The sequence below is a fragment of the Pontibacter akesuensis genome (assembly GCF_001611675.1).
Classification (GTDB): Bacteria; Bacteroidota; Bacteroidia; order Cytophagales; family Hymenobacteraceae; genus Pontibacter; species Pontibacter akesuensis.
The window spans coordinates 133,484-158,315 of record NZ_CP014766.1; the positions used below are offsets into that span (position 1 = coordinate 133,484).

The 24,832-nt window shown below is 49.4% G+C and carries 20 protein-coding genes; 9 read left to right on the top strand and 11 right to left on the bottom strand.

Annotated features, from left to right (window positions below):
- The first annotated feature begins 132 nt into the window (after positions 1 to 132).
- The 5 genes from A0W33_RS00565 to A0W33_RS00585 all read left to right on the top strand — a co-directional run bounded on the left by A0W33_RS00565 (position 133) and on the right by A0W33_RS00585 (position 6,410).
- Positions 133 to 1,428 (top strand): glycosyltransferase, encoded by a 1,296-nt coding sequence (locus tag A0W33_RS00565; protein WP_068836356.1) that lies wholly within the window; start codon positions 133 to 135, stop codon positions 1,426 to 1,428.
- Positions 1,429 to 1,509: 81 nt separating this feature from the next.
- On the top strand, positions 1,510 to 2,412 hold the full coding sequence (locus A0W33_RS00570; protein ID WP_068836357.1) for a glycosyltransferase family 2 protein: 903 nt from the start codon (positions 1,510 to 1,512) through the stop codon (positions 2,410 to 2,412).
- An 83-nt stretch (positions 2,413 to 2,495) separates the two neighbouring features.
- Positions 2,496 to 4,019, top strand: a complete 1,524-nt coding sequence (locus tag A0W33_RS00575; RefSeq protein ID WP_068836358.1) for a lipopolysaccharide biosynthesis protein — start codon at positions 2,496 to 2,498, stop codon at positions 4,017 to 4,019.
- 138 nt (positions 4,020 to 4,157) lie between these two features.
- Entirely contained in the window at positions 4,158 to 5,105 is a 948-nt protein-coding gene (locus A0W33_RS00580; protein ID WP_068836359.1) for a hypothetical protein, read from the top strand.
- A gap of 393 nt (positions 5,106 to 5,498) precedes the next feature.
- Positions 5,499 to 6,410: a phosphoribosyltransferase family protein gene (locus tag A0W33_RS00585; protein WP_068836360.1), complete on the top strand. Its 912-nt coding sequence runs from the start codon at positions 5,499 to 5,501 to the stop codon at positions 6,408 to 6,410.
- Between the two features lie 107 nt (positions 6,411 to 6,517).
- Here the strand turns inward: A0W33_RS00585 and A0W33_RS00590 are convergent, their stop codons facing one another.
- The 7 genes from A0W33_RS00590 to A0W33_RS00620 all read right to left on the bottom strand — a co-directional run bounded on the left by A0W33_RS00590 (position 6,518) and on the right by A0W33_RS00620 (position 14,933).
- Positions 6,518 to 7,858 carry a hypothetical protein gene (locus tag A0W33_RS00590; RefSeq protein ID WP_068836361.1) on the bottom strand — a complete coding sequence of 447 codons (1,341 nt, stop codon included), beginning with the start codon at positions 7,856 to 7,858 and terminating at the stop codon, positions 6,518 to 6,520.
- 154 nt (positions 7,859 to 8,012) lie between these two features.
- The gene (locus A0W33_RS00595; protein ID WP_139237100.1) at positions 8,013 to 8,426 is read right to left on the bottom strand and encodes a hypothetical protein; all 414 of its coding nucleotides are present in this window, start codon (positions 8,424 to 8,426) and stop codon (positions 8,013 to 8,015) included.
- Between the two features lie 11 nt (positions 8,427 to 8,437).
- Positions 8,438 to 9,886: a GMC oxidoreductase gene (locus A0W33_RS00600; protein WP_068836363.1), complete on the bottom strand. Its 1,449-nt coding sequence runs from the start codon at positions 9,884 to 9,886 to the stop codon at positions 8,438 to 8,440.
- Between the two features lie 466 nt (positions 9,887 to 10,352).
- Positions 10,353 to 12,029, bottom strand: coding sequence for a glycosyltransferase family 39 protein (locus A0W33_RS00605; RefSeq protein ID WP_068836364.1), 1,677 nt, complete (start codon positions 12,027 to 12,029; stop codon positions 10,353 to 10,355).
- A gap of 164 nt (positions 12,030 to 12,193) precedes the next feature.
- Complete coding sequence (locus tag A0W33_RS00610; protein ID WP_139237101.1) at positions 12,194 to 13,114, bottom strand: glycosyltransferase; 921 nt, start codon at positions 13,112 to 13,114, stop codon at positions 12,194 to 12,196.
- 93 nt (positions 13,115 to 13,207) lie between these two features.
- Positions 13,208 to 14,230: a UbiA family prenyltransferase gene (locus A0W33_RS00615; protein ID WP_082815085.1), complete on the bottom strand. Its 1,023-nt coding sequence runs from the start codon at positions 14,228 to 14,230 to the stop codon at positions 13,208 to 13,210.
- A 10-nt stretch (positions 14,231 to 14,240) separates the two neighbouring features.
- A complete protein-coding gene (locus A0W33_RS00620; protein WP_068836366.1) occupies positions 14,241 to 14,933 on the bottom strand; it encodes an HAD family hydrolase in 693 nt (230 codons plus the stop codon).
- 301 nt (positions 14,934 to 15,234) lie between these two features.
- Here A0W33_RS00620 and A0W33_RS00625 point away from each other — a divergent pair, with 301 nt between their 5' ends.
- Genes A0W33_RS00625 through A0W33_RS00640 form a run of 4 tightly spaced genes read left to right on the top strand, consistent with a single transcriptional unit; the run spans position 15,235 to position 20,633 of the window.
- Positions 15,235 to 15,630 carry a GtrA family protein gene (locus A0W33_RS00625; RefSeq protein ID WP_068836367.1) on the top strand — a complete coding sequence of 132 codons (396 nt, stop codon included), beginning with the start codon at positions 15,235 to 15,237 and terminating at the stop codon, positions 15,628 to 15,630.
- Between the two features lie 25 nt (positions 15,631 to 15,655).
- Entirely contained in the window at positions 15,656 to 17,356 is a 1,701-nt protein-coding gene (locus tag A0W33_RS00630) for an ArnT family glycosyltransferase (protein ID WP_068836368.1), read from the top strand.
- Positions 17,357 to 17,405: 49 nt separating this feature from the next.
- On the top strand, positions 17,406 to 18,575 hold the full coding sequence (locus A0W33_RS00635) for a glycosyltransferase family 4 protein (RefSeq protein ID WP_068836369.1): 1,170 nt from the start codon (positions 17,406 to 17,408) through the stop codon (positions 18,573 to 18,575).
- Between the two features lie 54 nt (positions 18,576 to 18,629).
- On the top strand, positions 18,630 to 20,633 hold the full coding sequence (locus A0W33_RS00640; protein WP_139237102.1) for a glycoside hydrolase family protein: 2,004 nt from the start codon (positions 18,630 to 18,632) through the stop codon (positions 20,631 to 20,633).
- 63 nt (positions 20,634 to 20,696) lie between these two features.
- On the opposite strand, the gene A0W33_RS00645 is transcribed toward A0W33_RS00640, so the two are convergent.
- The 4 genes from A0W33_RS00645 to A0W33_RS00660 all read right to left on the bottom strand — a co-directional run bounded on the left by A0W33_RS00645 (position 20,697) and on the right by A0W33_RS00660 (position 24,829).
- A complete protein-coding gene (locus A0W33_RS00645) occupies positions 20,697 to 21,677 on the bottom strand; it encodes a glycosyltransferase family 2 protein (protein ID WP_068836371.1) in 981 nt (326 codons plus the stop codon).
- A 114-nt stretch (positions 21,678 to 21,791) separates the two neighbouring features.
- A complete protein-coding gene (locus A0W33_RS00650) occupies positions 21,792 to 22,856 on the bottom strand; it encodes a glycosyltransferase family 2 protein (protein WP_068836372.1) in 1,065 nt (354 codons plus the stop codon).
- Positions 22,844 to 23,803, bottom strand: coding sequence for a glycosyltransferase family 2 protein (locus tag A0W33_RS00655; protein ID WP_068836373.1), 960 nt, complete (start codon positions 23,801 to 23,803; stop codon positions 22,844 to 22,846). Before A0W33_RS00655 ends, A0W33_RS00650 begins: the two co-directional genes overlap by 13 nt.
- A 12-nt stretch (positions 23,804 to 23,815) precedes the next feature.
- Positions 23,816 to 24,829 (bottom strand): polysaccharide deacetylase family protein, encoded by a 1,014-nt coding sequence (locus A0W33_RS00660; protein ID WP_082815088.1) that lies wholly within the window; start codon positions 24,827 to 24,829, stop codon positions 23,816 to 23,818.
- Between the last annotated feature and the right edge of the window lie 3 nt (positions 24,830 to 24,832).

Here is a 24,832-nt window from a genome sequence, read left to right on the forward strand (position 1 = left end):
TACTACAGAAAACCACCATTTTAATCGCATCATTACCAGCCTGATTAAAAGACGAGTTTTCTGTACTTGATACAGAAGCCCCGGTATTGGGGCGCCTGAAAAGCACTAGTATTTGAACTACACCACACTGGAATGAACTTTGTTTTTGTCAGCTTACAACGGATTAACACGGACAGGGACTCAACCTCTACGAGCCTGGCTAAGGAACTGGCCAAGTCGCATAGGGTTTTGTACGTTAACTCCCCCATTGCCCGGGGTACTGCCGTAAAAGCATCCGGCGCAGACAAGTATACAAAGGCCCACATCAGTGCCATCAAAAGCAAAAAAGATCCGCTCTCTCAGCTTAGTGAAAATCTTTGGGTACTGAATCCACCGAGCATCATTGAGTCCCTTAACTGGATTCCGTTTACCGGCATTTTTTCGCTGGCGAACCGCCTGAACAACAAGCGCCTGGCCGATGACATTAGGTCGGCTCTCGAAAGGCTTGGCATAACCCAGTTTATACTTATCAATGACAAGGATATTTTCCGCAGCTTTTACCTGAAGGAACTGCTGAAACCGGAAAAGTATATTTATCTGGACCGGGACTACACCATTGGTGTGGATTACTGGAAGAAGCACGGAACAAAGCTGGAGCCTGAACTGATGAGGAAATCGGATGCCGTGGTATGCAACTCCTATGATTTTGTAACGCGGGCGAAACTGTATAACCCAAACAGCTTTTACATTGGCAACGGCTTTAATGTGGAGCAGTACAGCAGTGCCACCGAAAGGGTGGAACCTGAAGACTTGAAAGCAATTCCTGGCCCCCGGATTGGCTATGTCGGTGCATTGCTTAGCATCCGGTTAGACATTGCGTTGATGGTGGAGATGGCCAAAGCCAGGCCTGCCTGGAGCTTCGTGCTGATCGGGCCGGAAGACCAGGATTTTAAGGACAGCGAACTGCATGTGTTGCCGAATGTTTACTTTCTAGGGAAAAAGCACACAAGTGAAGTTCCTGCCTATACCGCGCACTTTCATGTCTGTGTAAACCCGCAAATCCTAAACGACATCACAAAGGGCAACTTCCCGCTTAAAGTGGTGGAGTACCTGGCTATGGGCAGACCTGTGGTAGCCACTGAGACCAATACCATGAACGAGGTTTTTAGCTCATATGCTTACCTGGCTGACAGCCCCACCTCTTTCATCGCACAAATAGAGAAAGCCCTGCTGCAGGATAACGGGCAAGTGCAGCAGGAAAGAAAGCGGTTTGCCCAAAATTTCAGTTGGCAGAAAGTGGCTGAACTGCTACTGGCAAGTATAGCCGGCAATCATACCAGGGAGAAGGAGGCTGTGCTAAAAAAGCTTGAGGGCCCGGTAGAGGCCTATTTGCCTGCTCTCAGCCTCGGCTTTTCAGGTGAAGCCCGGAAATCGATGGGGCTCAAATAAGTGCTGCGTTATTTTAACATGAGCCACTGCTATAAACATAAGACCAAGTATAAACCATAGCTGTACTTTACCGCGCTAATTATGTCGAAGAGATTTATGGTACCGTCCTGGCTTTCGCAGCATTCCTTTCACTACGATGATTACAAAACCGTGTCGCGTGAGCGGTTAGAGGCTATAAAAAAGGGACTTAAGAGGTTGAGTCACCCAGACCCGGTAGTATCTATTGTGCTGCCGGCCTGGAACGAAGAGCAAGGCATGCTGCATACGTTATCTTCCTTGTCGATGCTACAGACGCGCTACCCCACTGAACTGATCGTGGTGAACAACAACTCCACAGACCGGACACAGGAGATATTGGACTTGCTGGAGGTGCGTTCGGTAATAGAGAAGGAACAGGGGGTTGCCTATGCCCGCAATACCGGCCTTCAGATTTCGAAAGGGAAATACCACCTTTGTGGCGACAGCGACACGCTCTACCCTCCTACCTGGGTGGATGCCATTATTCCACCACTCGAAAAGGAAGGGGTTGTCTGTGTGTACGGCCTGTACTCGCTGGTGCCCCCTATCGATCACTCTGCCTACTCCTTCGGGATCTACAGCATACTTTCTGACATCGATGTGGAATTGCGCCGCGGGGAGCGGGAGTTCATTAACGTGCGGGGCGTAAACTTTGGTTTCAAAGCTGAATTGGGCAGGAAGGTGAAGGGCTTTGAGTTAGATAAAAATAAAATCCGGAAAATGGATGCCAAGCCCGGCACGGCAAACCACGTGGAGGACGGGGAAGACGGCACGATGGCGTTGCGCCTGCTGCAGGAAGGAAAACTCCAGATTGTGCGCAGCAGCGGTGCCCGCGTTTGGACCAGCCCCGACAGAGCACTGGCAGACGGTGGCCTGGGCAGGGCAGCTTATATCCGGATCAGAAAGCGCCTGTTGGGCATGCTGAAAAGTAAACTCTCTGCCCGAAAAAAGCCTGCCTTATCCTAACCGACCCACTACAGTAAGAGCCAAACATATATTTCTCCGGTTCAGAGAAGCGTGGAGTACCCTTATAAAGCCACTACACTTGCATGCAAGCAGAAATTATAGAAGATAGCGCCAAACAAGAAAAGTGGTTCAGTACCAAGCACCTCAACGGAAACCTCAAATCACACTCGGTTAAAGGTGGGTTCAGTACCATTGGTGGCCAGTTGGTTTCGTTTCTGCTGAACATCTCCTCTACCGTATTTATGGCGCGCCTCCTGTCGCCGGAAGATTACGGACTGGTGGCCATGGTTACGGCCATCACCGGCTTTGTGGTTATTTTCAAGGATATGGGCTTATCAGCGGCTGTCATTCAACGGGAGCACATCGATCAGAAACAGGTTAGCGCTGTGTTCTGGATAAATGCCGGCATCAGCCTGGGGATAGGATTGATTATTGCCGCGCTGGCCCCTTTTCTGGTTGACTTTTACAAGGAACCGCGCCTGCTGGACATTACGCTGGTGTTTGCGGCCAGTATTTTTGTTACAGGCTTATCGCTGCAGCACAACGCGCTCATGAAAAGGCAGATGAAGTTTCAGGCGCTCTCCATGATACAGATAGGGTGCACCGCCGTGAGTGTGCTGCTCGGTATCCTGCTGGCTTGGCTGGGGTTTGGCTATTGGGCAATCGTGGCTTATATGGTGCTTAACCCTGTCATTTCGGTTGCGGTGCTCTGGCTAACCTGCGACTGGCGCCCGAGCTTTTCGGTGAAGGCCCTGGAGGTGGGCGCCCTGTTAAGGTTTGGTGCTGGCATCACCGGCTTCGACATGGTCAACTACTTCTCCCGAAACATGGATTATGTGCTGATAGGCCGGTACGTCGGGTCGGGGGCGCTTGGTGTCTATACCAAGGCATACCAATTACTGCTTCTTCCGATCACACAGCTGCGCGACCCGCTCAATAGCGTGGCACTGCCGGCTTTAAGTTCTTTGCAGAACGACAAGTATAAATACCAAGCGTTTTACAGGCGGTTCCTTTTCACGCTTTCCTTTTTCTCAATGCCGCTGGTGGTGTTCATGGCTGTTTATGCCGAAGAGCTTATCCTGACGGTGCTTGGAAACCAATGGGTTGCCGCCGGGCCCATTTTCCGACTCCTCGCTTTTGCAGCCTTCATACAGCCCTCGCTTAGCACTATTGGGTTGGTGCTGATAACAAGCGGCATGGTAAAGCGCTATTTCTGGTGGGGCGTTATCAATGCGGTAGTCGTAGTGACTGCGTTTTTTATCGGGGTGCAGTGGGGTGTGCAGGGAGTAGCTATTGCGTATGCCGTCGTTACGTATCTCCTGCTCTTTCCGGCTCTCCTCTTTTGCTTCCGCCAGGTACCTGTTACCACCGCCATGTTTCTGAAGGAGATTTCCCTTCCGGCACTTTTTTCCTTAGCGAGCGGCGCAGCCATGTTCCTCTTTAAGCTCAACTTTGGCCAACTGCCTGATATAGCCCTTTGTGCGGCAGGATTTGCCGTTGGTGCAGCCTGTTACCTCCTGGCGTGGTGCATTTCCAAACAAAGCAGGGCCAAGGCGAACCAGATTTTTGATATTGCCTCCACGCTGATGAACAGGTTTAAGGTATAACTGCTTTTACATAAATATTTATTATTTTTTATTACATTAGTACTAACAATGTAAATATTGTTTCGTAACTATATAGGAATAGAGCTTAAAACAGAAAAACTACCGCTCCAACACCTTTTTCGGAACATCCTACCCGCTATGCAACGGCTACTCCTAAGCTTCCTTTACTTTTTTACCACCCTTCGGTACCCTTCCATTGATAGGAGCATCCGGTATTACCTAAGAGACAACTTATATTGCCGCCTGTTCCAGGCAAAGTATGTGGTGAAGGATTTCTTCATCAAGAAGAAGTATAAGACAATCCACTACCATGGGGAGTTTCAGCAGGAACTAGCCTTTATACTTCCCTTTGCTTATTGGCACCACTTGAACGGCACCCTCTTCAAGACCATCTCCTGCAAAGACACGAAAGAACTCTATTTCTTCAGCAGCAACCACGAGGAAAGGTATGAGGTACGGGATTGGACCTCGAACTATGATAATTTTGAGGTGCCGAACATGACGCACAGCGCGAGCTACAGCTACTCCAAATGGAAGCGGGTACCGCTCAAGCAGCATTACCAGAACGATGTGTTTGTGTTCGGCAAGCCACTGCTGGTTATCGCTAACAAGTATAACATTGAATGGAACGAGCAGCCTGTCAACTTCTTCGATATTCCGACCCTTAACACCATACTGGAGAAGTATAAGCACAGGTACCAGATTGTATACAACCGACCGCTCTCCAGCCAGATTGTATCAGACAACAGTGAAATTCTTGATTTGCACGAGTATGCCTGGATGCGCGACAAGCACCCAGAGGTTATACTTATGAATGATTTGTACCTGCAGCACCGCGATAAAGTAAACAACTTTAATCATTTGCAGCTAATGGTGTATGCCAACTGCAGTCACTTTGTATCGGTGCACGGCGGTACAGCCACGTTGGCCAGCTACTTTGGGGGCATTAACATTCTGCTGTCAAAAAAGGGGATTGAACACCAGTTTAACGAGTACGAGACAATATTTCCTCTGCTTTCTGGCGCACGCATCGTGCACGCTAAAACAGAGCAGCAGGTGCTGGAGTACCTTCAGGAGCTGTTTTAACACCATGCAGGCACAGGCTTAGCACCTAGAATAAATAAATAGGAAAAGGACCCATAGCTTTGCCAGTTATAAGGGTTACGGGCAAAGCACAAAGGTTTAAAAGCAAGCTGTTTGCGACAAGTAAAAGCTGTTACAGCTTTTGCCAGGTTAATATAATTTATTTCTAATCTTTTATACAAAAAACAAGTATAAGCAGGATATAAAAAGGCGTCTCCCGCTCAAGTACTAACCACAGAAACTGAAGTATGGATTGATTAAACTGAAGCAGCAGAAAGTTCATTAGAACGTTTCTGTCAGTTTTACCCGCAGCAACAGAAAGCAAGCTTCTTAGCTTCCGCTGGTACAGCAGCAGTTAACAACATTCTAAAAAAACAGTAGCGTAAAAGCATAAAGATGAACTACAGATCTATCGACGATATGAATCACTGCATGGCCGCCAATCTGGCCAAGGTGCCTGCAGGAACAGATCTTATCGTGGGAGTACCACGCAGCGGCTTGCTGGCTGCTAATTTGCTGGCTCTTCACCTCAATCTTCCTTTCACCGATGTAGAGGGCTTTGTTGAAGGCCGCATCCTGCAGTCAGGCAGCCGGCTGAAAAATTATATGAAACCATTCGAAGCGTACAAGCAGGTACTGGTAATTGAAGACAGCGTATGGTCGGGACAGTCGATTGAGGAAGTAAAAGAGAAACTGGTGGGGTTGTATCCCGATAAGCAAATTGTGTATACTGCTGTGTTCATCGCGCCGGAGGCCGTGGACAAGGTGGACTTCTACTTTGATGTTTGCCCTGGCCCCCGTATTTTTGAATGGAACATGATGCACCACGAGCTGCTCGAAAACTGCTGCGTAGACATTGATGGTGTACTGTGTAAAGACCCGACTGAGGAGCAGAACGATGATGGGCCCCTTTACGAGGAGTTTCTAACTAATGTGGACTCGCATTTGGTGCCCAGCAAAACAATCGGGTGCCTGGTTACAAACCGCCTGGAGAAGTACAGGCCACAAACTGAAGCATGGCTGGCGCGCCACAATATTAAGTATAAGGAGCTGGTCATGCTGAACCTGCCCAGTAAAGCAGCCCGCCTGAAGGCCAACAACCATGGGGGCTTTAAGGCATCCGTCTACATCAAAAACGATTACTGGCTGTTTATTGAGAGCTCAGAGTGGCAGGCACGGCAAATTGCCAATTTAGCGGGCAAATCGGTTTACTGTGTTGACTCCCGAAAAATGATTTACCCGGACGCGGTGGGAAAAACCAGGGGCAATATCAGAAAGTTTCTCCGCAAGGCACTAAACCTATTTTAGCAATATGAATACCCTTTCGCTTGGGCAAGACCTTCATGGAACCGGCTTAAATGAATGGCCAACTCCTTATCACAAATTTAATCTTCACATCAAGCAGAGGCTTTATGTTAGTGACCACATGGCTCCTGTGGAGATTTGCTGATTTCCCGGAAGTTCATCAACTTCCGGAACCAGTAAGGATTACCCTGTAACAATGCCGCATCTGGCCCAGCCTCCGCCAGCGTAAAGGTTTTCTGCTCCCCCTGCTGGAGGTAGGTTACAAAGGCTGGCCGTTCCCGGGCAACATAGTCGTTAAACTTATAAGCGTTCATGATTAAGTCTCCCTCAGCCAAACGCTGCAGAAACTTATCCGAGGAGGCCACAATTTCGATCATATCATCCTGGTAGTTGAACAACTGCAAACTGGCTGGAACTAGCAAATGATTGCTTACCCCACCCTCCGTCCGGAGATTGGAGAACATGGCAAAAGAGCTTTCCGTTTTCAGGCCCAGGTACGGCGACAGGCCGTTTAGGAACACGAGCGCTGGAAGCAGAAAAAACGCCCAGTGCCGTACGGTGAAGGTACAAAAACTCTGGTAGAGCTTTTTCGGTTTTCCTTCCAGCATGGATCTGATAAACAGAACCACCACCACAAGACTGTAGCCCATCCAGAAAAAGTACAGCTCAAAGTTCAGCATTAGCTTTGTGAGCAAGTTCAGAACGAGCAACGCGCCAACCGCTACAAAAACTACAGCAAAAAGCCTTTTGTAACTGAATACATTGAAATTAATTTTGCTTAAGTATTTTTTGGCTTTGACCCTGGCCCACATCTTTGGAATGTTGCGAACTACCTGCGGCCCGGCAAAAAGGAAGTAAACTGCGAAAATCATGGAAGAAAAATCGTAGAAGCCATTAAGTGGGTTGAATCCCAGCATTCCGTGAAAGAGCAACCCTACCAACACCCCCCAGTTACGCGTAACTCTAAAGCATAGCAGCAAGGGAATCAGCGCTTCAAAAAATATGGTACCGTAGGCACCCAAAGAAAGCAAGACGGGCGGTATTACCACTGTAGAGTCTCCTACCTGGGCATACATGAAGTAAGATGCGCAACTCAGGTCCGTAGAAAAAAAGCCGCTGTTGAGTTTGTGAAAAACCACATAGAAGTAAAGAATCAGCACCTCTATCCGCACCACGGGCGCAAATGTTTCCAGCCACTCGCCCGCGTTAATCTTAAACGTTTTGTTTTTTAGGATAAGGTACACCAGTGCCTGCAGAATGGTAAGGTTTACGAAAGCCGTAAAAATCCAGTGGTTGCTGATAACTGGGAGCTTGTAGAAAACATCATGCAACTGAAGTAAGAGCAGTACCACAAAGCCAGCCACGGAAGCCGGCCGAAACAACACATGTATAGCCGCAAGCGTCAGGAGCGAATAGTGCAGCATCGTGTCGAAGGAACTTGACTGCGCCATGTGAAATAACGAAGCAAAAGCCCATAGGCAACTGAACACCTTAAAGTGCAGCTCTTGTTGCGACGTATTGATTCGTTGAATGGAACTTTTGACCGTGAGTAGTGCTTCCTGAACCTGATGCATCATTTTCCTCATTTTTCAACTTGAATCCTGATTAACTTAAATGCGGCGGAAAGTATAGGAAAGAGAAAGGATTGGCGCAGGGCGTTTTGTAGGGATCGTATAGCCCTACATACTGCACCGTCCTCTGCTCATCCATTTTATTTCTGAAGAAATCGGTTGCCAGCAAATAATCCTGCACCATTTCATTCACCACACCCGACTGCTCCGAACTGGCATGCATCAAGTATAAACTTCTTACTTTTAGCTGATAATTAGAGGATTTGTTTTTGCTGTAATCCGCTACAAAACGTTCTATTCCGGGTTCATCGAGTTTTAAGTAAGACAGTTCTCTTTGTATGGTTCTTTTTGCTGCCTCAGCATAAGAAACAGCCATCAAACCCATACCAGGTATTGCCACCAAAGCAGTACCTGCACCAGCTAAGAGCAAGAAAAATCGTCTGTTCATAGTCTCTCTGTTTAAAAGCTTTTGTCTGCCGCAAACAACGACAGCGCTGATAGGGTAAGCGTTGGGTTGGAGGGCGTAAACGTGGTAAAAACGCCACTCCCCAATACAAACAAGTTGCGGTACTGGTGATGGATCAGGTGCCGGTCTACCACGCCCCCGGCAGCGTTTGTACTCATCCTGGTGGTGCCGAGTATGTGCGCCTCGGTATTGTGCGGGGCTTCGTAGGTGATTTTCTCCACAGGCAGGCAGGCCAGGAGTTCCGGCAGCTTCTGCTTCATGGTCTCTATTCCCTTCAGGGCATACTCAGTTGGCCCGTTGTAATGCACCTTCGGCTTCATTCTATCATCCGACAGGGTAACATAACTCTCTTTCGAGGGTAGGTCCTCGAATATCATCCGAAATGTAACTATGTCGCGCCATTTGCCTTTCTCCACGCGCATGTATGGGTGGTTGCTCGACTCCATCAGGCAGGCTGCGTACTCCTTCCGGTGCGCGCCGTCGTATAGCATATAGCCGTTAGCGTTCACCCAGGTGCTGCCGCCCACGTGCTGCAAGTCCTTTAGAAATACCCTGGCATCCAGGCCGATCTGCTCTCCCAAGCCGCTACCGGTCATAGGGTTGCCGTCTCCGGCATTCAGAAGTATGTGTGCGTTAAAGATGCTGTTTGCCCCCAGGGCCACCACCTCCCCCGCTACCTTTGTTTCTTTCCCGTCCTTTACAAAATTCACGTAGCGCACCGAATCTGCGTCCAGCTCCAGGCTGTATACCTGTGCGCCGTAAAGCATTTCCACGCGCGGGTCTTCGAACACGGCCATACTTCCATTCTCGATGGTATACTTGGCGTTTACAGGGCAAATGCTGCACACTGAACTGGCACAGCACATGTTACGCCCGTTGCCTGCCACGCGTGACCGAGCTGTAGGCTGGTTAATGTACAGGCTACCGTATTGCTTCTTCATCAGCCTGTCGACATCGGTAAACAGGTGCGGTGGCTGCGGGTATGGTTTTGTTTTAGGGAAGGGGGTTTCTGCAGGACCCGAAATAGCCATATGCTCCTCTACTTCCGCGTAATAAGGCTCCAGTTCATCATACTGCACCGGCCAGTCTTCCCCCACGCCATACATGGTTTTCATTCGGAAGTCGTTGGGCATAAACCGGGGAGTGCAGCCAAACCAGCAGTTGGAACTACCCCCAAAGCCAAGCGTGTAAAGCCAGCGCTTTTCCGGCGTCATGTTCACGATCGTATCCTGGGTCTGGTGGTAGTCAGGATTGGGGTTGGCAAAGGCTGTGGCCTCCCCTCTTCTTTCCTTCACGCGCTCCATGTGCGGAAAGTGGTAGCCTCTCTCCAGCACCAGCACCTTCGCATTTGCCGGCGCTTTCTTCAGATAGTTTAGCAGGAAAAAGGTGGCAGCAAAGCTGGACCCCACAACTACCAGCGCGTATTTGTTTTCGTTTCTCAACTAAAGGTGATTTTAGGTGAAGCCTTACAGGCTAACTCAATGGGTGCGGGTACTAAATCAGGTTTACAGTTACAAAATCTTCAGAAACAGATTACTTCGTAACATTAAAATTTTTATTGGTTTATTACAGAATGATACGAAATTAAATTCGGATGGTTATATATTAGAGATGCAACATTGTTGGATTGGTGTTTTAACAAAAATAGGGCGACATAAAGTATGGTTTTGCTTTACGTGGTTCTTTCTGTTCCCGCAGCTTCCCAGATAATGTTGCTTAAAAATAGCAGATTTCAGCTAAAGATATGTGCCCATCAACCTCTAGGCTAGAAGTTGCTCCATTATAGTTTACCACAGCCGCATTTCTCTTCTTTATTTTGGCTTCTCTATTGTATCCACCACTTTCCCTCCAGATACTCGCAAATTAACACGCTACATTACAGCGTCAATAGTATTGCGTTATACACCTTTATTTCAGCTTTTTTTCCATTTTAAACAGGTGCACATTTACATCAGGCCGCAGAAAGGAATCAACCTCGTTTCCCATTGCATCAAACTTGTCATACAAGATTTTCCTGGTGTTGTCTTCTGTGTAATACCAGGTTGGCTGCTCATCAAAATCGCCGATATTAAAGCCCCTGCCGTTGCTGTAAACGAGCCACACACGTTTGTTTCCTTTAAGCGCGGCAATATCCGCATCAAGCAGCCTGTAATACTCCTGCAGGTTTTTTGCCTTCGTCCTGTAATCGTTGCCTTCTATGGCATCATACTTCAGCCCCTCCGTGTCCTTGTAAAATCGGTACCCCACCAGGTTGTTCCAGTAGATGTATACCACATCCCCTTCCTGGTACCGCTCGTTTATAAACGAAAGCGTCTCCCGCTGAAAGGATTTTTTATACTCGCCAAAGAGATGGGTGTTGATAAGCAGATTGGTGGAGTTAGCCAGTGGACCCAGCAGCAGCAAGGCAGGGAGCAGGTAGCGCCATTTGGCCGAAGCTGGGAAAAAGCGGGTGGCACGATCGCTCCCCTGCGCCACAAAAATAATGAGTAAGGGCGCAAGAAAAATGAGAAGGCGGTCCATAAAGGGATACATTCTTAGGCCGGAAGCCAACATGGTAAGCAGCAGCGGAAACAGCAGGATCATGAAAAGCCTTCGGTCCTTTTTAAAGTAGGACACCAGCCCTACCCCCAGTATGATGAGCGGAAACACTGAAACCCTGCTTAGGATGCGCACGATAGGATTATGGTAGGGCGGCAGGTCATACCATGACAAGCCAAGTGGATGGTGCAGAATAGAGAATGCTTTCAGGAAAAACCATTTCAAATCCGCCACGGAAGTGGGCGGAAGCGGCATAAAGCTGTTACGAACCTCAAACCAGTACATTAGCCATTCCGAATCAGCATACTGGTAGATAAACAGAAAGTAGTTCAACGCAAAGCTGAAGAGCCACATAGAAAAGGGTATCATAGCTCTAAAGAGCAGCTGCCAATCCCGCTTAAATATGTAGGAGAGGCACACGCCAAATGCCATACCCGCCAGCACAAAAATAGAGGCGAAGGAAAACCACAGTATCACGGCACCGCTTAGTCCCCATAGAAGCAGCGATTTTATGTCTTTTTTGTCATGGAAGCGGATGTACAAGTATAAAATGAGCACCGTGGCGAAAAACTCTGTGCTGTATTGCTTGGCCTCTACCGCATGGTACACAATTGGCGGAGCTGCCGCCAGCACTCCTACGGCCACCACTACTCCCAAGGGCCTCAGAAAATATCTGGCAACGGGCAGAAATACAAACAGGGAAGCAAGGCCGCAGAGCAGCGGGAAGAGCCGGAGTGCCATCTCACCCGTTCCAAAGAGCACCACCGCCAGCCGCGACATCCATAAATACCCCAGCGGTGCCTTTTGCTCGTACTCCAGCATTGGTTGTGCTAGCTCAGCAAAGCTCATTTTCACCAAACTGGCTCCCAGGAAAAGCTCATCGATGTACAACGACCGGTTATCAAAGAAATGGAACAGCCTTAGGAACACACCAAATGCTAACAATGCCCATAGGATAGGCTTCCAGTTATAGGCAGAGTGTTCGCCGCCCTGCGCAACAGCAACTTCGCTAACTTCGGGATGGGGTGATTTAAGAAAAACATGCATAGTTGCTCTCTGTCGTATGTTTAAGTATGAGTTCTGAAAAGCCGGCTCCTGTATATCTAAAAAGCATTCTGCCCCTGCTCCGGAAAAGAATGCTCTGCTAATTAGGTTTTCTGCTGCTAGTGCTCTTATGTTTCAGTTCACATGGCTTTGACTCACAGGCACGCCTAAGCGAACAGCGAGTTTTCCTGCTTCTGGATTAACTCCCTGGAATGAAGAACCTCAGCCCCGAAGTTTTTAAAGATTTTATAGTTTTCCATTCCATCTGCATTGGCTGTCAGGATGCCGTTTCGAATGTTCTCATCAGAACGGCTTCTGTTTGTACCTTCCAACTGATAGTAAGCTACCTGATCGTCTGTACAATTAATGGCTTTCTCTAAGGTGGTGTTGCTTAGGTAGCGCAGGAAGTTCTCCAGCTTTTCCTGCTTAAATACGAGGCCCATGGCACGCCCCCGGTTTAAAAGATCAATATCCTCGTGGCCAATTGGCAAGAAACTTTCATCGTATCCCCCCAATTTCATAAAGCTCTCCTTATAGAGACACAACCTTCCCACCGTTCCCCAGTACGGCGGTTTATGAAACTGGTAAATGTTGCCGGTTCCGTGCTGGTTAAACAGGTAGTTGATGTAATAGGCGAAGTCTTTGCCTGTGAAGTTATCTCCATCCACGTTGCACACGATCTGCCCCTTAGCCAGCGCATGCGAGAGGTTCTTTGCCTTGGAGGCATGAAACCGCTGCGGCTCATCTGTCCGGTAATAATTTAACAGACCTGCCTCCACATACTTTTTCAGATGCTTTTCCGCGTACGCATCCAATCCATCCTGAGAGTTATAGTTAATCAGCACGAACTCGACCTTCGGATAACTCATGTTATCCAGGATATTTTTCTCTATAGTGTGCTTTAGGTGAAACAGGCGGTTCATGCAGGTGGAGCAGAAGGAGATGGAGTAGTGATGCTCCTGCTCGTAAATCTCCTTTGGAAGCGCCGAATCGCGGTACCTCCTCAGGTTCATGTCCCTGAAATTGCGAAGCGCCCGCTGTAGCCCCTGGGGTAAAATTTTGCTTAACGCTAACGATAGCTTCGACATATTTTTGTACCTGAATAAACCAGTTCATTGCCAAGTGCCATGAGCAGGAGTTTGACTTTAGATGATAAAATTAAACGGATTGCCTGCGCCCAATCAACCTACCACAGAATGCCTGAGCAGCCAGTTGAGCCATGGAATATCGATAAGCATCAGCGCCACCAGTAAAAGACTGAAGAGCACCACATAGGTCATAAAGTACTTCCGGGTGTACAGCTTCTCTGATCCCTGAACGGGTGAGTCCTTCAACAACCCTATCTTGAGGTACCAGGCAAACAGCAGCGCGAAAAACGGAAAGCTGATCAGCAGTTCAATGCGGTTCTTAACCAGGAATATGCCCAGGAAAAACGCACATGTCAAGGCATAGAAGAACATGGAGATCAACAGGCTGTTTTCAGTGTAAAAACGGAAAGAGCGGCGATACAGACCGGCTCGCGCCGGGTCTCCGATAAGTCTGAATTCGGCAAAGCGCTTTGTTGCCATAAGAAACGCACCGCCCATCCAATAGGCCACGATGATACTGGTAGGCGGGAATATTAGCCAACCGGCATCCCAGGCCGAATCCGGTAACATAGAAACAGGCGTTACGGCAAACCAGCCCAAGGCAAAGCGAATCGGATTGTTCACAGATTCTGTCAGCACATCCAGGTAAACGCGGTCCTTGCTACGGAAGGGCTTCACGTTGTAGATACCGCCCATAAAAAGAAGAAAGGCAGAAATTATCAGGAACTGCACTGAGATGGTCCAGGCCAAGGACAGACCCACGAGTGCCAGCAGGGCCCACTCCGAATAAACCAGCACCGGGTTTACGACACGCACCACCGAGGTACGCTTGTTTTTTAGCGGGTGAAAGCGATCGAATTCCGCATCAAGGTACTCATTTATCACGTAATTGGCTGATGCGATCAGGCATGTGCTCCCGATGGCCACCAGTATCCGGGCCAAAAGCGTCATGTCTAACGGCGTCTGGTACAGCACGTAGGCGAACAGCATGCCAGGAAACATGAATACGTTCTTGACCCAGTTGTCCGGGCGTGCAATGGCAACATAGTCGGCCAGGGAGGCAGGCAGTGCCTTCGGGCTAGCCACAGAGGTAGATTGTACGGAATCCAGGTTCATTCGAAAGTCTTTATGCGTTTACAGATATGTTCATTTGTTTTAAAAGCGAGGGATAGAACGCATAAGCTTCCGGACCTTTCCCCAAAATCAGGTAAGGCATTCCAGCGCGTTCGGCACAGGCACCGTCCAGTTCCTGACGGTCGCCTATAAACAGGCACTCGGTTACATCTACTCCCAATCGTTCAGCCACCAGCCGCAGACCGCGCGGGTCTGGCTTCAGGTAATCTACCGCTGGGTCTGTGGAACTCACCACCACATCCGCCTGCAACCCCAGGGCATTTAGTTTATCTGTGGCTGGATAGTCAGAGTACACAGCAACCTGTATACCTGCGGAGCGAAGTGCGTGGAAGAAGTCAGCCGTGCCGGGGTATATACAACTGGCAAGGTAACGCAGCGGGAAGCGGTGCATCCAATGTTCTACCACACGGCGAACACTCGCTGCGGTATAGCCTCCGCGGCGAGCACACCAGGAATACTGGGCCTCCTCCAGCCCTGGTACCCCCTGCCCTGCCCGCCGTTCGCGCTCTGCACGGAAACGAGAGAGCAGCAGCACATCTCCTGCTTGCCAGGGGCGCGGCAGGTAGTGGCGCAGCAAAGCCAGAAGCATGCGTTTTCTTAGCTTTTTCTGATCGTACAGAGTGCCGTCCACGTCAAAGACAACTGCTTTTAATTGCGACCAGTCTATCGTCTCCTCATTCCGCATAAATGCTATATATCGTGTACTATATTAAGAAGCCAGTGCATAACAGCCTGACTTTTGGGCTGAACACTAACTACTATTTGAAATATTTGACTATCTAATTTCAGTATCCCTCTACGGAGACAAATTAATGAAGGTTGAATTTTTGATTTTATTTATAAGAAATTATACTTACAAGGATACAATTTTAAATTTTTCTATTAAAACAAGACAAATTATAATATTTAGCGTATGGTTTAAATCTATAAGTATAACGCCTGTCTATATAGGTGCGGGGGAAGTGAATCGCACACGTAATTTTTATATGTCAATCACAAGAAAGGTCCAAAAAAATCAGGTAGTCCGCTTTATAGCAGTAGGCGCAGGTTGCGCTGCTGTAGAGTTTATGCTCTTTACACTGCTGGTTGATTTTTATAATATCAATTACTTAGCGGCCAACTTAATTTCCCTGTTGGTGGCGGTTGTGTTGAACTACCTGATCTCCAGAAAAGCTGTGTTTGAAAGCGGTAAGCATACGGCCAATGTCGAGTTTATTATTTTCGTGCTGTTCACAGGTATCGGCGTGGGCATGAATCAGTTTCTGGTGTGGTATTTTGTTGACCAGGTGCTGCTGGATGTGCGATTGGGAAAAGTGTTCGCCATTGGCCTTGTGGCCATCTTCAATTATTTCACGAAGAAGCACATCGTTTTCAAAAATTAAAGAAGCGAAAAAAGCATACACATTGATGAAAGATAGCCCACCAATTCAGCAGCCTACGCTCCATCACCCTTCCAACGCTGCCCTCCTGACAGGCGAACGCACACAGGTTTCATGGAGCACGATTGCCTGGCTGTTTGTTGCATGCGGTATTTTCCTGAGGCTCTTCCATTATATTGACAACCGCTCGCTTTGGATTGATGAGATTTACCTGGCTACCAGCCTCATAAATCTTGATTTCGCCGCGTTAGCGTCCCCACCCCTGGCTTACGAGCAAAAGGCGCCCATCGGGTTTCTATGGGCTGTGCGGCTGGCGGTGCTGGCGTTTGGCGAAAGCGAGATGGCCTTGCGGCTTTTCTCCCTCCTCTGCGGTATTGCTTCCCTGTTTGTGTTTCTGCCCGTAGCCAGGCACTTTCTAAAGCCTTTCGGCGTAGCCATTGCCATAGGTATGTTGGCGCTGGCTCCTCCTTTGGTATATCACTCTGTTGAGGTAAAGCAGTATGGAACATCAGTGCTGGCTTCGGTGCTGTGTTTATACTTGTACATTCGCTTCAGTGCTAAATTCAATGTAAAAGACCTGCTCCTTTGGGGAGGCTGGGGTGCGCTTATACTTTGGTTTTCCTACGAAGCCATCTTTGTACTGGCAGGCATTGCGGTAAGTGTGTGCCTCACGTACCTGGTGCAGAAAAGGTGGAAGGCACTTTTCCTTTCTGTTATTCCATTCGCTTTGTGGCTATTCAGCTTTTCCATTAACTTCATACTGTTCACTTACAAGCATGCAGACTCTGCCTGGCTGGTAGAGTGGTTTAAGCTGCGTGGTGCCTTCATGCCCTTGCCACCCAGTTCGCTGACGGATGTAAAATGGTTTATTCAGGCGGGTTACCTGTTACTTGAATATCCCCTTGGCTTGTTGTGGAACTCAAATACAATAGACAACCAGGCGCTGCGGATTTTGCTAAAGATGTCGCTGCTGCCCCTTATTTTTATTACTATCGGTTTTGTGGTTGTGTTCAGGAAGAACAAAACCACTTTTATGCTGCTGCTTTTCCCGGCTTTGCTGGCTTTGCTGGCATCGGGGTTGGAGTTATACCCCTTTTATGAGCGGCTAACGGTTTTCCTGGCGCCTCTTTTCATACTATACCTGGCCTCGGGCACCCAATGGGTGGCTGCGGTATTGCCGGGAAAAGCGCGCTGGCGCTACCTGTTTGCCAGCCTGATCCTGCTGGGGCCTGTCTTCAGTTCTCTTCAGCAACTATACAACGTTAATTTGTTTGGGGGGAAGAAACATGCGCATCACCGCGAAGCCATACTATACATTCAGGAGCACATGCAGCCCGGTGACGTGGTGTATGTAAACTGGAATGCCCAACCAGAGTATGCCTATTACAGAGAGGTGTATGACCTGAACTTCAAAACCATTATGGGCAAAGATGTAAGGCAGCAGTCGGCAAGTACGGCTGCCTATTTCCAGCACCTTAGCCCAGACCTAAATGAGATGGCAAAACACCCACGCGCCTGGGTGCTTCTCAATAATATGATGGGTGCAAATATTGGTGAGGTAGAGTACCCCGGCGACCTGTTTTCCACCGCTCTCAAAGATGGAAGCCTGTTTGTGAAGGAACTGGAAAAACGGGGAGAATTGAAAGACGCTTTCAAGGGCCTGCACAACGATGTGTACTTATTTGACTTTACGCATAAAAACATACCTAAACCTGGCGATGCTTTTTAATTTTTTGCGAATGCGCAGCTTTTCATCCTTCTAAAAAAAACAGCTTTTAATGTCGAATCAAAAGAAAATAAAAGTACTGGAGACCATCCGGCAAGGGAAAATCGGAGGCGGTGAGACCCATGTGCTGGACCTGGTTCGCGAGCTGGACAAGGAGACATACGAACCGGTAGTGCTCTCTTTCACGGATGGCCCCATGGTAGACGCGTTGAAGGCGATGGGCATCAAGACGTACGTGATCCACACTGAAACGCCCTTTGACATCCGCATATGGAAAGAGGTACGACAGCTGTTGCAGAAAGAGGAGGTTGACGTGCTGCATGCGCACGGCACAAGAGCCAACTCCAACACATTTTGGAGTGCCCGCCAACTGGGTATTCCTGTTATCTACACGGTGCATGGCTGGTCGTTTCACCAGGACCAGCCGCTGTTGGTACGTAGGTTTAGAACAATGGGCGAAAAGCTGTTGGTTAACAACGCTGACATCACCGTATGTGTGTCAGAAAGCAACCACCGCGACGGGCTATCCTTGTTTGGGAAGAACCATACCACTGTTATCAGGAATGGCGTAAATATTCAAAAGTTTAACCCAGACGGTGCATATAAAGACATTCGGTCCGAGTTCGGAATTCCCCAAAATACGCTGCTGATCGGTTATATTGCCCGCATCACCAAACAAAAAGATCCCCTAACACTGGTCAGGGCAATCGCACAAATCCCTGAAAACCTGCACATGCACTTCCTGGTTGTGGGCGATGGTGATTTGAAGGCAGAAATGCTGCAGCTAGCAGAACAGCTACTGGTAAAGGATCGAATCACGTTTGTTCCATTCCGGCAGGACGTGCCGGACATACTTCAAGCCATAGACATCTACTGCCTGCCCTCCCTTTGGGAAGGCCTTCCAATAGGCCTGCTTGAGGCCATGGCCATGCGAAAAGCAGTGGTGGCCTCAGCTATAGACGGTACAGAAGAAGTTATCTCATCCGGTGAAAACGGTTTGCTAATTCCTCCGTCGTCGCCTAAAAAGTTAGCGGAAGCCATCATACTCCTGGCACACGACGAAGCACTCAGGCAAAAGCTAAGCGTGGCGGCACAGGCAACTGTAGCCACTACTTATAATGTGCAGGAAATGGCGCGTCAGGTAGAAAACCTCTACAAAGAGGTTTTGTCTGCCACCGGCAAATCTGAAGTGCAGGGCCAAGCAGAAGCCCTAACAGCTTAACTAAAACATGTTAGTATGGAGAGCAGCCTATCACGAACCCAAAAGCATAACCTAATGAGTTTACGTTTATCTTTTCTGTGCGCGCTGTTGCTGTCTCTGTTCCTGTTTGCTGGCTTCCTGTTGTATTCGCTTGATTTTTTTGATGATGAGGCAGCTGCAAAGCAGGCTATTCCCATCTCCTTTGCCTCCTCTGACCAAATCGGCATCATCAAATTGCAACCAGATATGTTTGTGAATGAAAGTATAGCCGGTGAAACTTCATTGCTGATAGATGAGCAGCAGTTGGTGGGAGACCCGGGCCAGACAAAGGCAAAGCCTAAGAACGCTTTCTTTACGCGGCACCACAGTAAGTGGCTATACCCGGTAAGCTTTACCGTTGATCTGAAAGCCATACACGCCATCTCAGAAATTTACCTTTACGCCGTGAACCTAAGCAGCGTGGTAAAGATAGAGGGCGGAAAACCGTTTTCGTGGAAGCCCTTAACGGAGGAGGCGCCTGCCATCGATAAAAGCTGGCGCAAGTATACTGTTTATGCCGACACGCGTTACCTCCGGTTTACCGTGGAGCAAAGTATAAACCCGGTTGAACTGGTGATTAAGGGTAAGCCGCTGGAGACTGTTAAAGTTGCGACCACCCCTGCCAACACAAAACGCCCGCGGCAGGTTACCATGGACCAACTCATAGGCGTAAATGCTTTTATTGATGACCCCCTGGACAAATTAAACGCTGTGGGTTTTGTGCGCGAATACCACAACTGGCGTTGGGACGAAAGCCAGACAAAGACATACCCGAACAACGAGAAAAAATGGAACCCCAGCTATGCAGGCGGTGGCTGGAACTTCGACGATTTCTACCGCCAGTTAAAGGATCAGGATATTCTGGTGGCGCCCGCCATGATGGGAACCGTGAAGTGGATCTCACCAGACGGAAATAAGCCGGTGCCAGAAGGGAAAAGCTCCGAGGATCCCGCCTCTTACATCGCCCACGCCGACCATATGTACCAGTTTGTGGCCCGCTACGGAAGCGGCGATGTCCGTAAGGCCCCACTGAAGCTTGCCCCGGATCAAGACAAAAAAGCAGCCCTGGGTTTGCTGCATTACTACGAGAACTGGAATGAGCAGAATATGGACTGGATGGGTCGTACCCATCATTTTACACCTTTTGAATACGCCGCCATGGCCAGCGCCGATTATGACGGGCACCAGGGGAAATTAGGTAAAACCGTTGGCGTGAAAAACGCTGACCCCAATGCCCGTATGGTGATGGGCGGTTTGGCCGGCATCAACCTGGACTATATCAAAGCGATTAAGCATTGGGCGGATTACAACAGAAACGGAAGTGTGCCATTTGATGTGATTAACGTGCACCACTACAGCAGGGCCGATAAAAAAGACGGGCGTGTGGGCATTAGCCCGGAAGAGGATAACTTAAAGGAACGGCTGCAGGAGCTGGTAGCCTACCGTGATGCGGCCATGCCCGGCAAGGAAGTATGGATTACTGAGTTTGGCTACGACACTCACCCCCGCTCCCCGCAGCGAGCGCCAGCTATCGCCTCGTTTAGCCAGGAAGAAGTGCAGGGACAGTGGCTTGTTCGCTCCTACCTGGCTATTGCCGCCGCAGGCGTAGACAGGGCCGCCATGTACATGCTACGCGACGTGAACCCGGATGCCGATGTTCAGTACTGCACCTCAGGACTCACATCGAGCAAGGAAACCGGCTGGAAATTGAAGCCTTCGTGGTATTACGTTTATACGTTGAAAAACCGGCTTAAAGGAATGCATTTTACGGGAGGTGCGGAAAAGGCAGGGGCGATGGTGTATACTTTCAGAAACAATGAAACAGGCCAGGGCGCCTATGTGGTTTGGAGTCCGACCAGCACAGGCGCTACGATCAAAGATTATGAGCTGACCATTCCGAAGAACAACACCTCCGTTAAAAAAGTGGCACTTGCCAACGGTCAGCAAAACGGCATTGAAACGCCCCTGAAACTCACAGGCCAGCAAGTGAAATTTGACGTAACTGAAAGCCCCGTGTTTGTGCTGCTGGACAAAATGTGAGCCCCTGCTATACTTCTACCACCAGTAAGGCCATGGTGGCACAAAGTAGCAGACAAACAGATTTTAGCGCATACCCAGCAACATTTTTAAGTATAACCGGGCGATTGCATAGTAGCTCGCCGAGCTTTTATGCAGTTGCAGCGTCTGCTTTACCTGTGCCCGAACGGCAGCCTTGTCATGGGTGGTATGCCAGATCTGGTTCGCTATTCGTAGGCCATAGCCTGCATAAAACTTTTTAGATTTCTGAAGTAGTCTTTCTCTCGCTTCAGTTGGCAGGTGCTGCTGAATAGTTTGCATCACCTGCTCCAGGTCGCGGAGGTGCTGCCCGGAAGTATACTTCTGCCCTGAAATGGAGGCCGTGTGTTTTCGGTAGGAGGCCAGTACCACTGGTGTATAGGCAATTGGGTAATCACGTGCTATACGCACCCACATCTCCCAGTCCTCCCCATAGTTCACCCCACTGAAGCTCCCAAGGCTTTCATACACCTCGCGGCGCACGGTGATAGCCGCGTATTGGATAATGTTTCGCTCCGCCAACTGCATCAGACCATTTTCCAGCACGCCGGGGGTTGTTCTGGCGGCAGCTTCCAGGTGAATGGGTTTGCTGTTCTGATCTATCCAGTTGTAGCGGCAAAAGGCTGCACCGGCAGATGGGAACTGCGCAAATATTTGCGCAATGGCCTTGTAATACCCCTCCTCTACTCTGTCATCGCCATGCAGCAAATGCACCAGTTGCCCCCTGGAGCGGGTAAGGCAGGTTTCGAAATTGCACAGGCTTCCCACGTTCTGCGGCTGCCTGAAGTACTGCACTCTCCCCTGCCCCACCCGCATCACCAGCGCGGCAACGTCTGCGTCTGTACTGGCATCGTCAACCACTTCTATCTGCATCTGCTCCGCCGGGATGTTCTGCACCAGCACACTCTCCAGCGTCTCTGTCAGGTAGTGGGCGCAGTTATGCACAGGTATCATCACCGACCACAGCGGACGAACCACTCCAGCGGGAACGGGCGCAATAACAGGAGGAGTAACAGGAGTATCCTTCATGAATTAAAAGCCATTGTTTGATTTTGATGTAGCTGTGGCCTTATTGCCTATACTTATACTTACCACGTTAACTTGCATGACCAGGTGCAGCTCAGAACCTTGGCAATTAGAAGATTATACTTGCTGCGCTGCTCTAACCCCTACTGTCTCCCTTCCTTTTAATCGTACGCTTCTGCCAAACTTCCTGGCCAGGTGCGAGCAGGCAATCTGCAGCAAGTATAGGAACGATTTGTCGCGGAGCAGCAGCGCTGCACCTTTGTGGCGCGGCAGGTTACGGGCATAGAAGGAAAGTATAAATCGCCTTTTATACTTGGCGGCCGCTTTTATGTCGGTTTTGTTCCGGTTGATGTTTTCTTTTTGAAGAATACAAGCCGTAATAAAATCAAGTTCGCGCAGACAGTCAAGGATTCGATCCACACGTTGCTTTTTGAGCAGTGGCGCGAAGTTATGTCGGAAACAAGCCAGAAAATCGTCAGGCAAGTTGTAATGCCCTCCCGCATAGTAGCGCAGGTTACGAAGCGTTTGCTCCCGACCAGCCTGCTCATTTTCCTGTTTCCTGGTAGCACTGGTCAGGCTCTGGGATGATAAACGATAGTCAAGTAACACCTCTGGCAGGTTCGCCAGCTTATACTTCTTCATCAATTGGCTCCAAAGCTCATAGTCTTCACCGTAGGAGGTAGGATACTTCCCGACATCCAGCACGGCCGCTTTCCGATACATCACCGATGAATGGTAAATCCAGCAGATAAACGTGAGGTTATAGTAAAAGTAGGAACTAGCAAAGTTATCGACACGCACCGTCTCCCCTTCTTCTGTTATTACCCGGGCCAGGGAGGAAACAAGGCTACAGTCGGGGTGTGCTAGCAGGTACTGGTATTGCTTCTCCAGCCGGTACGGGTAACTGATATCGTCGGCATCCATACGGGCAATCAATTCGCAGGAGGCCAGTTCTATTCCCGCATTCAACGTGGCCGTAACTCCCAGATTCTTTCTGTTTTGGTAGAAGCGGATACGCGGGTCTGAATAGGATTGAATGATCAGCGCGCTGTTGTCAGTGGAGGCATCATCGATGATCAGAAACTCAAAATCAGGGAACGTCTGGACCAAGATGCTGTACATAGCCTCCGCAAGAAACTTTTCGGCGTTGTACACCGGCATCAAAACGGTTACTTTGGCCATGGCACCGTTGTTTTGGTGGAAAATCTGTTTTTGAGGAAGCGCCTGATTTTTTGTGGCAACAGCTTCTTCGCGCTTTTCAAAGCCTCCTTTGGGGAAGTATGGCTTAGCAAGTATAACAAAGGGTGGCGGTATGGGAACAGCGCCTTCCTTAGCAGCCCTCGTATTGCCGGCTCATGAATTTGCTCGGCTTTCAAATAGGCCTCAAGCCACCCCAGAAAGCGCTTCCGCTCCTGCGCATACTTTCCGCTGGTATGCGAGGAGTGCACAAGCGAGCCGGGCCGTTGCCTGTACCAGTTGGTGCAGGTCGAGGAAACGTACACCCGCTCATGCAGGTACAGTTTCACCAGCAGGGCCTGATCATCGTACATCCCTTCAAAGCTATCGTCAAAGCCACCGTACTTTTCAACCGCTTCGCGCGTTACCAGCATTCCGCAGATGCAGGGAGCCGCACCACTCCCCAGCGGGTAAAGGCGCTCCATTAGTTGAGGTGGTTGGTATACTTTATCCTGCGCGGTGCCAACAGGTACAACAAAGTTTGCTTTACCGGTATTGTGCCACTCATACCAATATACAGTGGCTTCGCAAACAAGGCTTACCTCGTGCTGCTGCATTAGGGAGACTAACTGGCTTAAAGTACGAGGCTGCCATACATCATCAGCATCCAGAAATGCGATAAGTTGGCCGGTGCTTTTAGCAATGCCCAGGTTACGGCTCAGGCTGGCTCCTCTGTTTTGATGCCCCTCATGCTCCAGATACAGGATCTTGCCCGGGTACTGCGCCTCGTAGTTCAGGGCAATGGCTGTGCTTCCATCGGTAGCGCCATCGTCAATCAGCACGAGCTCCCAGTTTTCATACTCCTGCCGCAGCACACTCTGAATAGTCTCTTCTAAATAGGGAGCAACGTCTAGAAAACAGGTAATGATGGATATTTTGGGCGATTCAGCCATACTTTCTGGTTTTTAGAGGGTGCGCTGCCATTGTGTTATTCTTTTTTCAAAAGCAGCGCCATCCCAGTTGTTCACCTGAAAACGCCCGATCTGGAACAGGTCTGTGGCTTTACTGACTCCTTTATGATCTGTGGTGCAGGCTGCGGTAAAGCCCTGCTGCACCACGTTCAGGGTATCTTGGTTATACTTGCCTGAGGGGTAGGAAAACAGGTGTGCGCGCTGGCCGGTAAGCTCCTCCAGGTAAACTTTATTTTGCGAGATTTCCTGCGACTGCACCTCAGGTTGGTGTGCCGGTAACAAAGGATGATGCACGGTATGCCCGCCCAGTTCAAACAAGGCATGGCGTGCCAGCGACTGTAGCTGCTCCTCCGACATGCTGAAATTTTCTGGTCGCGGTGCCTGGCCTGTCCCGGCCCACGCACTGATCTCCTCCAGCAGCCTCCGCTGCTCCAGGTATGGCAGCGGACTTAGCAGTTGCCATACCTGCATGTACAGCAACGCGCGTAAGGTGGGCGCTTCATCTTCCGCATTCCAGGTGCTGTGTTTCCGCCTCATCTCTTGGGTCAGCACGGTTTCTGCCTCCAGGTCAAAAAAGAAGTTACGGCCGCCGAATTGCAGGGTCAGTTGCTGCGGCAAAACGGGCGTCTGAAGTATAATGCGTTCCAACTCATCCCACCAAAACTCCTGCTGAGCCCCAATGGCATGTTGTGTGATAAAAAAAGTAGCCGGAACACCATACTTCTCCAGCAAGGGCTTTGCCGCCAGAAAATTATCGGAATAGCCATCATCAAAGGTCAGGGAAATACACTTCCTAAGTGGCTTTCCGCTTTTTATCCGCTCCACCAGCTCCGTTAAAGGCACCACATTTCCCACCTGCTGCAGTACCTGCAACTGCTGCTCGAAATTAGCGGCACTCACAGCCAACTGCCATGGATCGGCCACAGGCGATGCCACCCTGTGGTACATCAATACCAATGCTGTGTCGGTATAGAAGCGTTTCAGGTGGTTCAGCAGGCGGACAAGCATAGG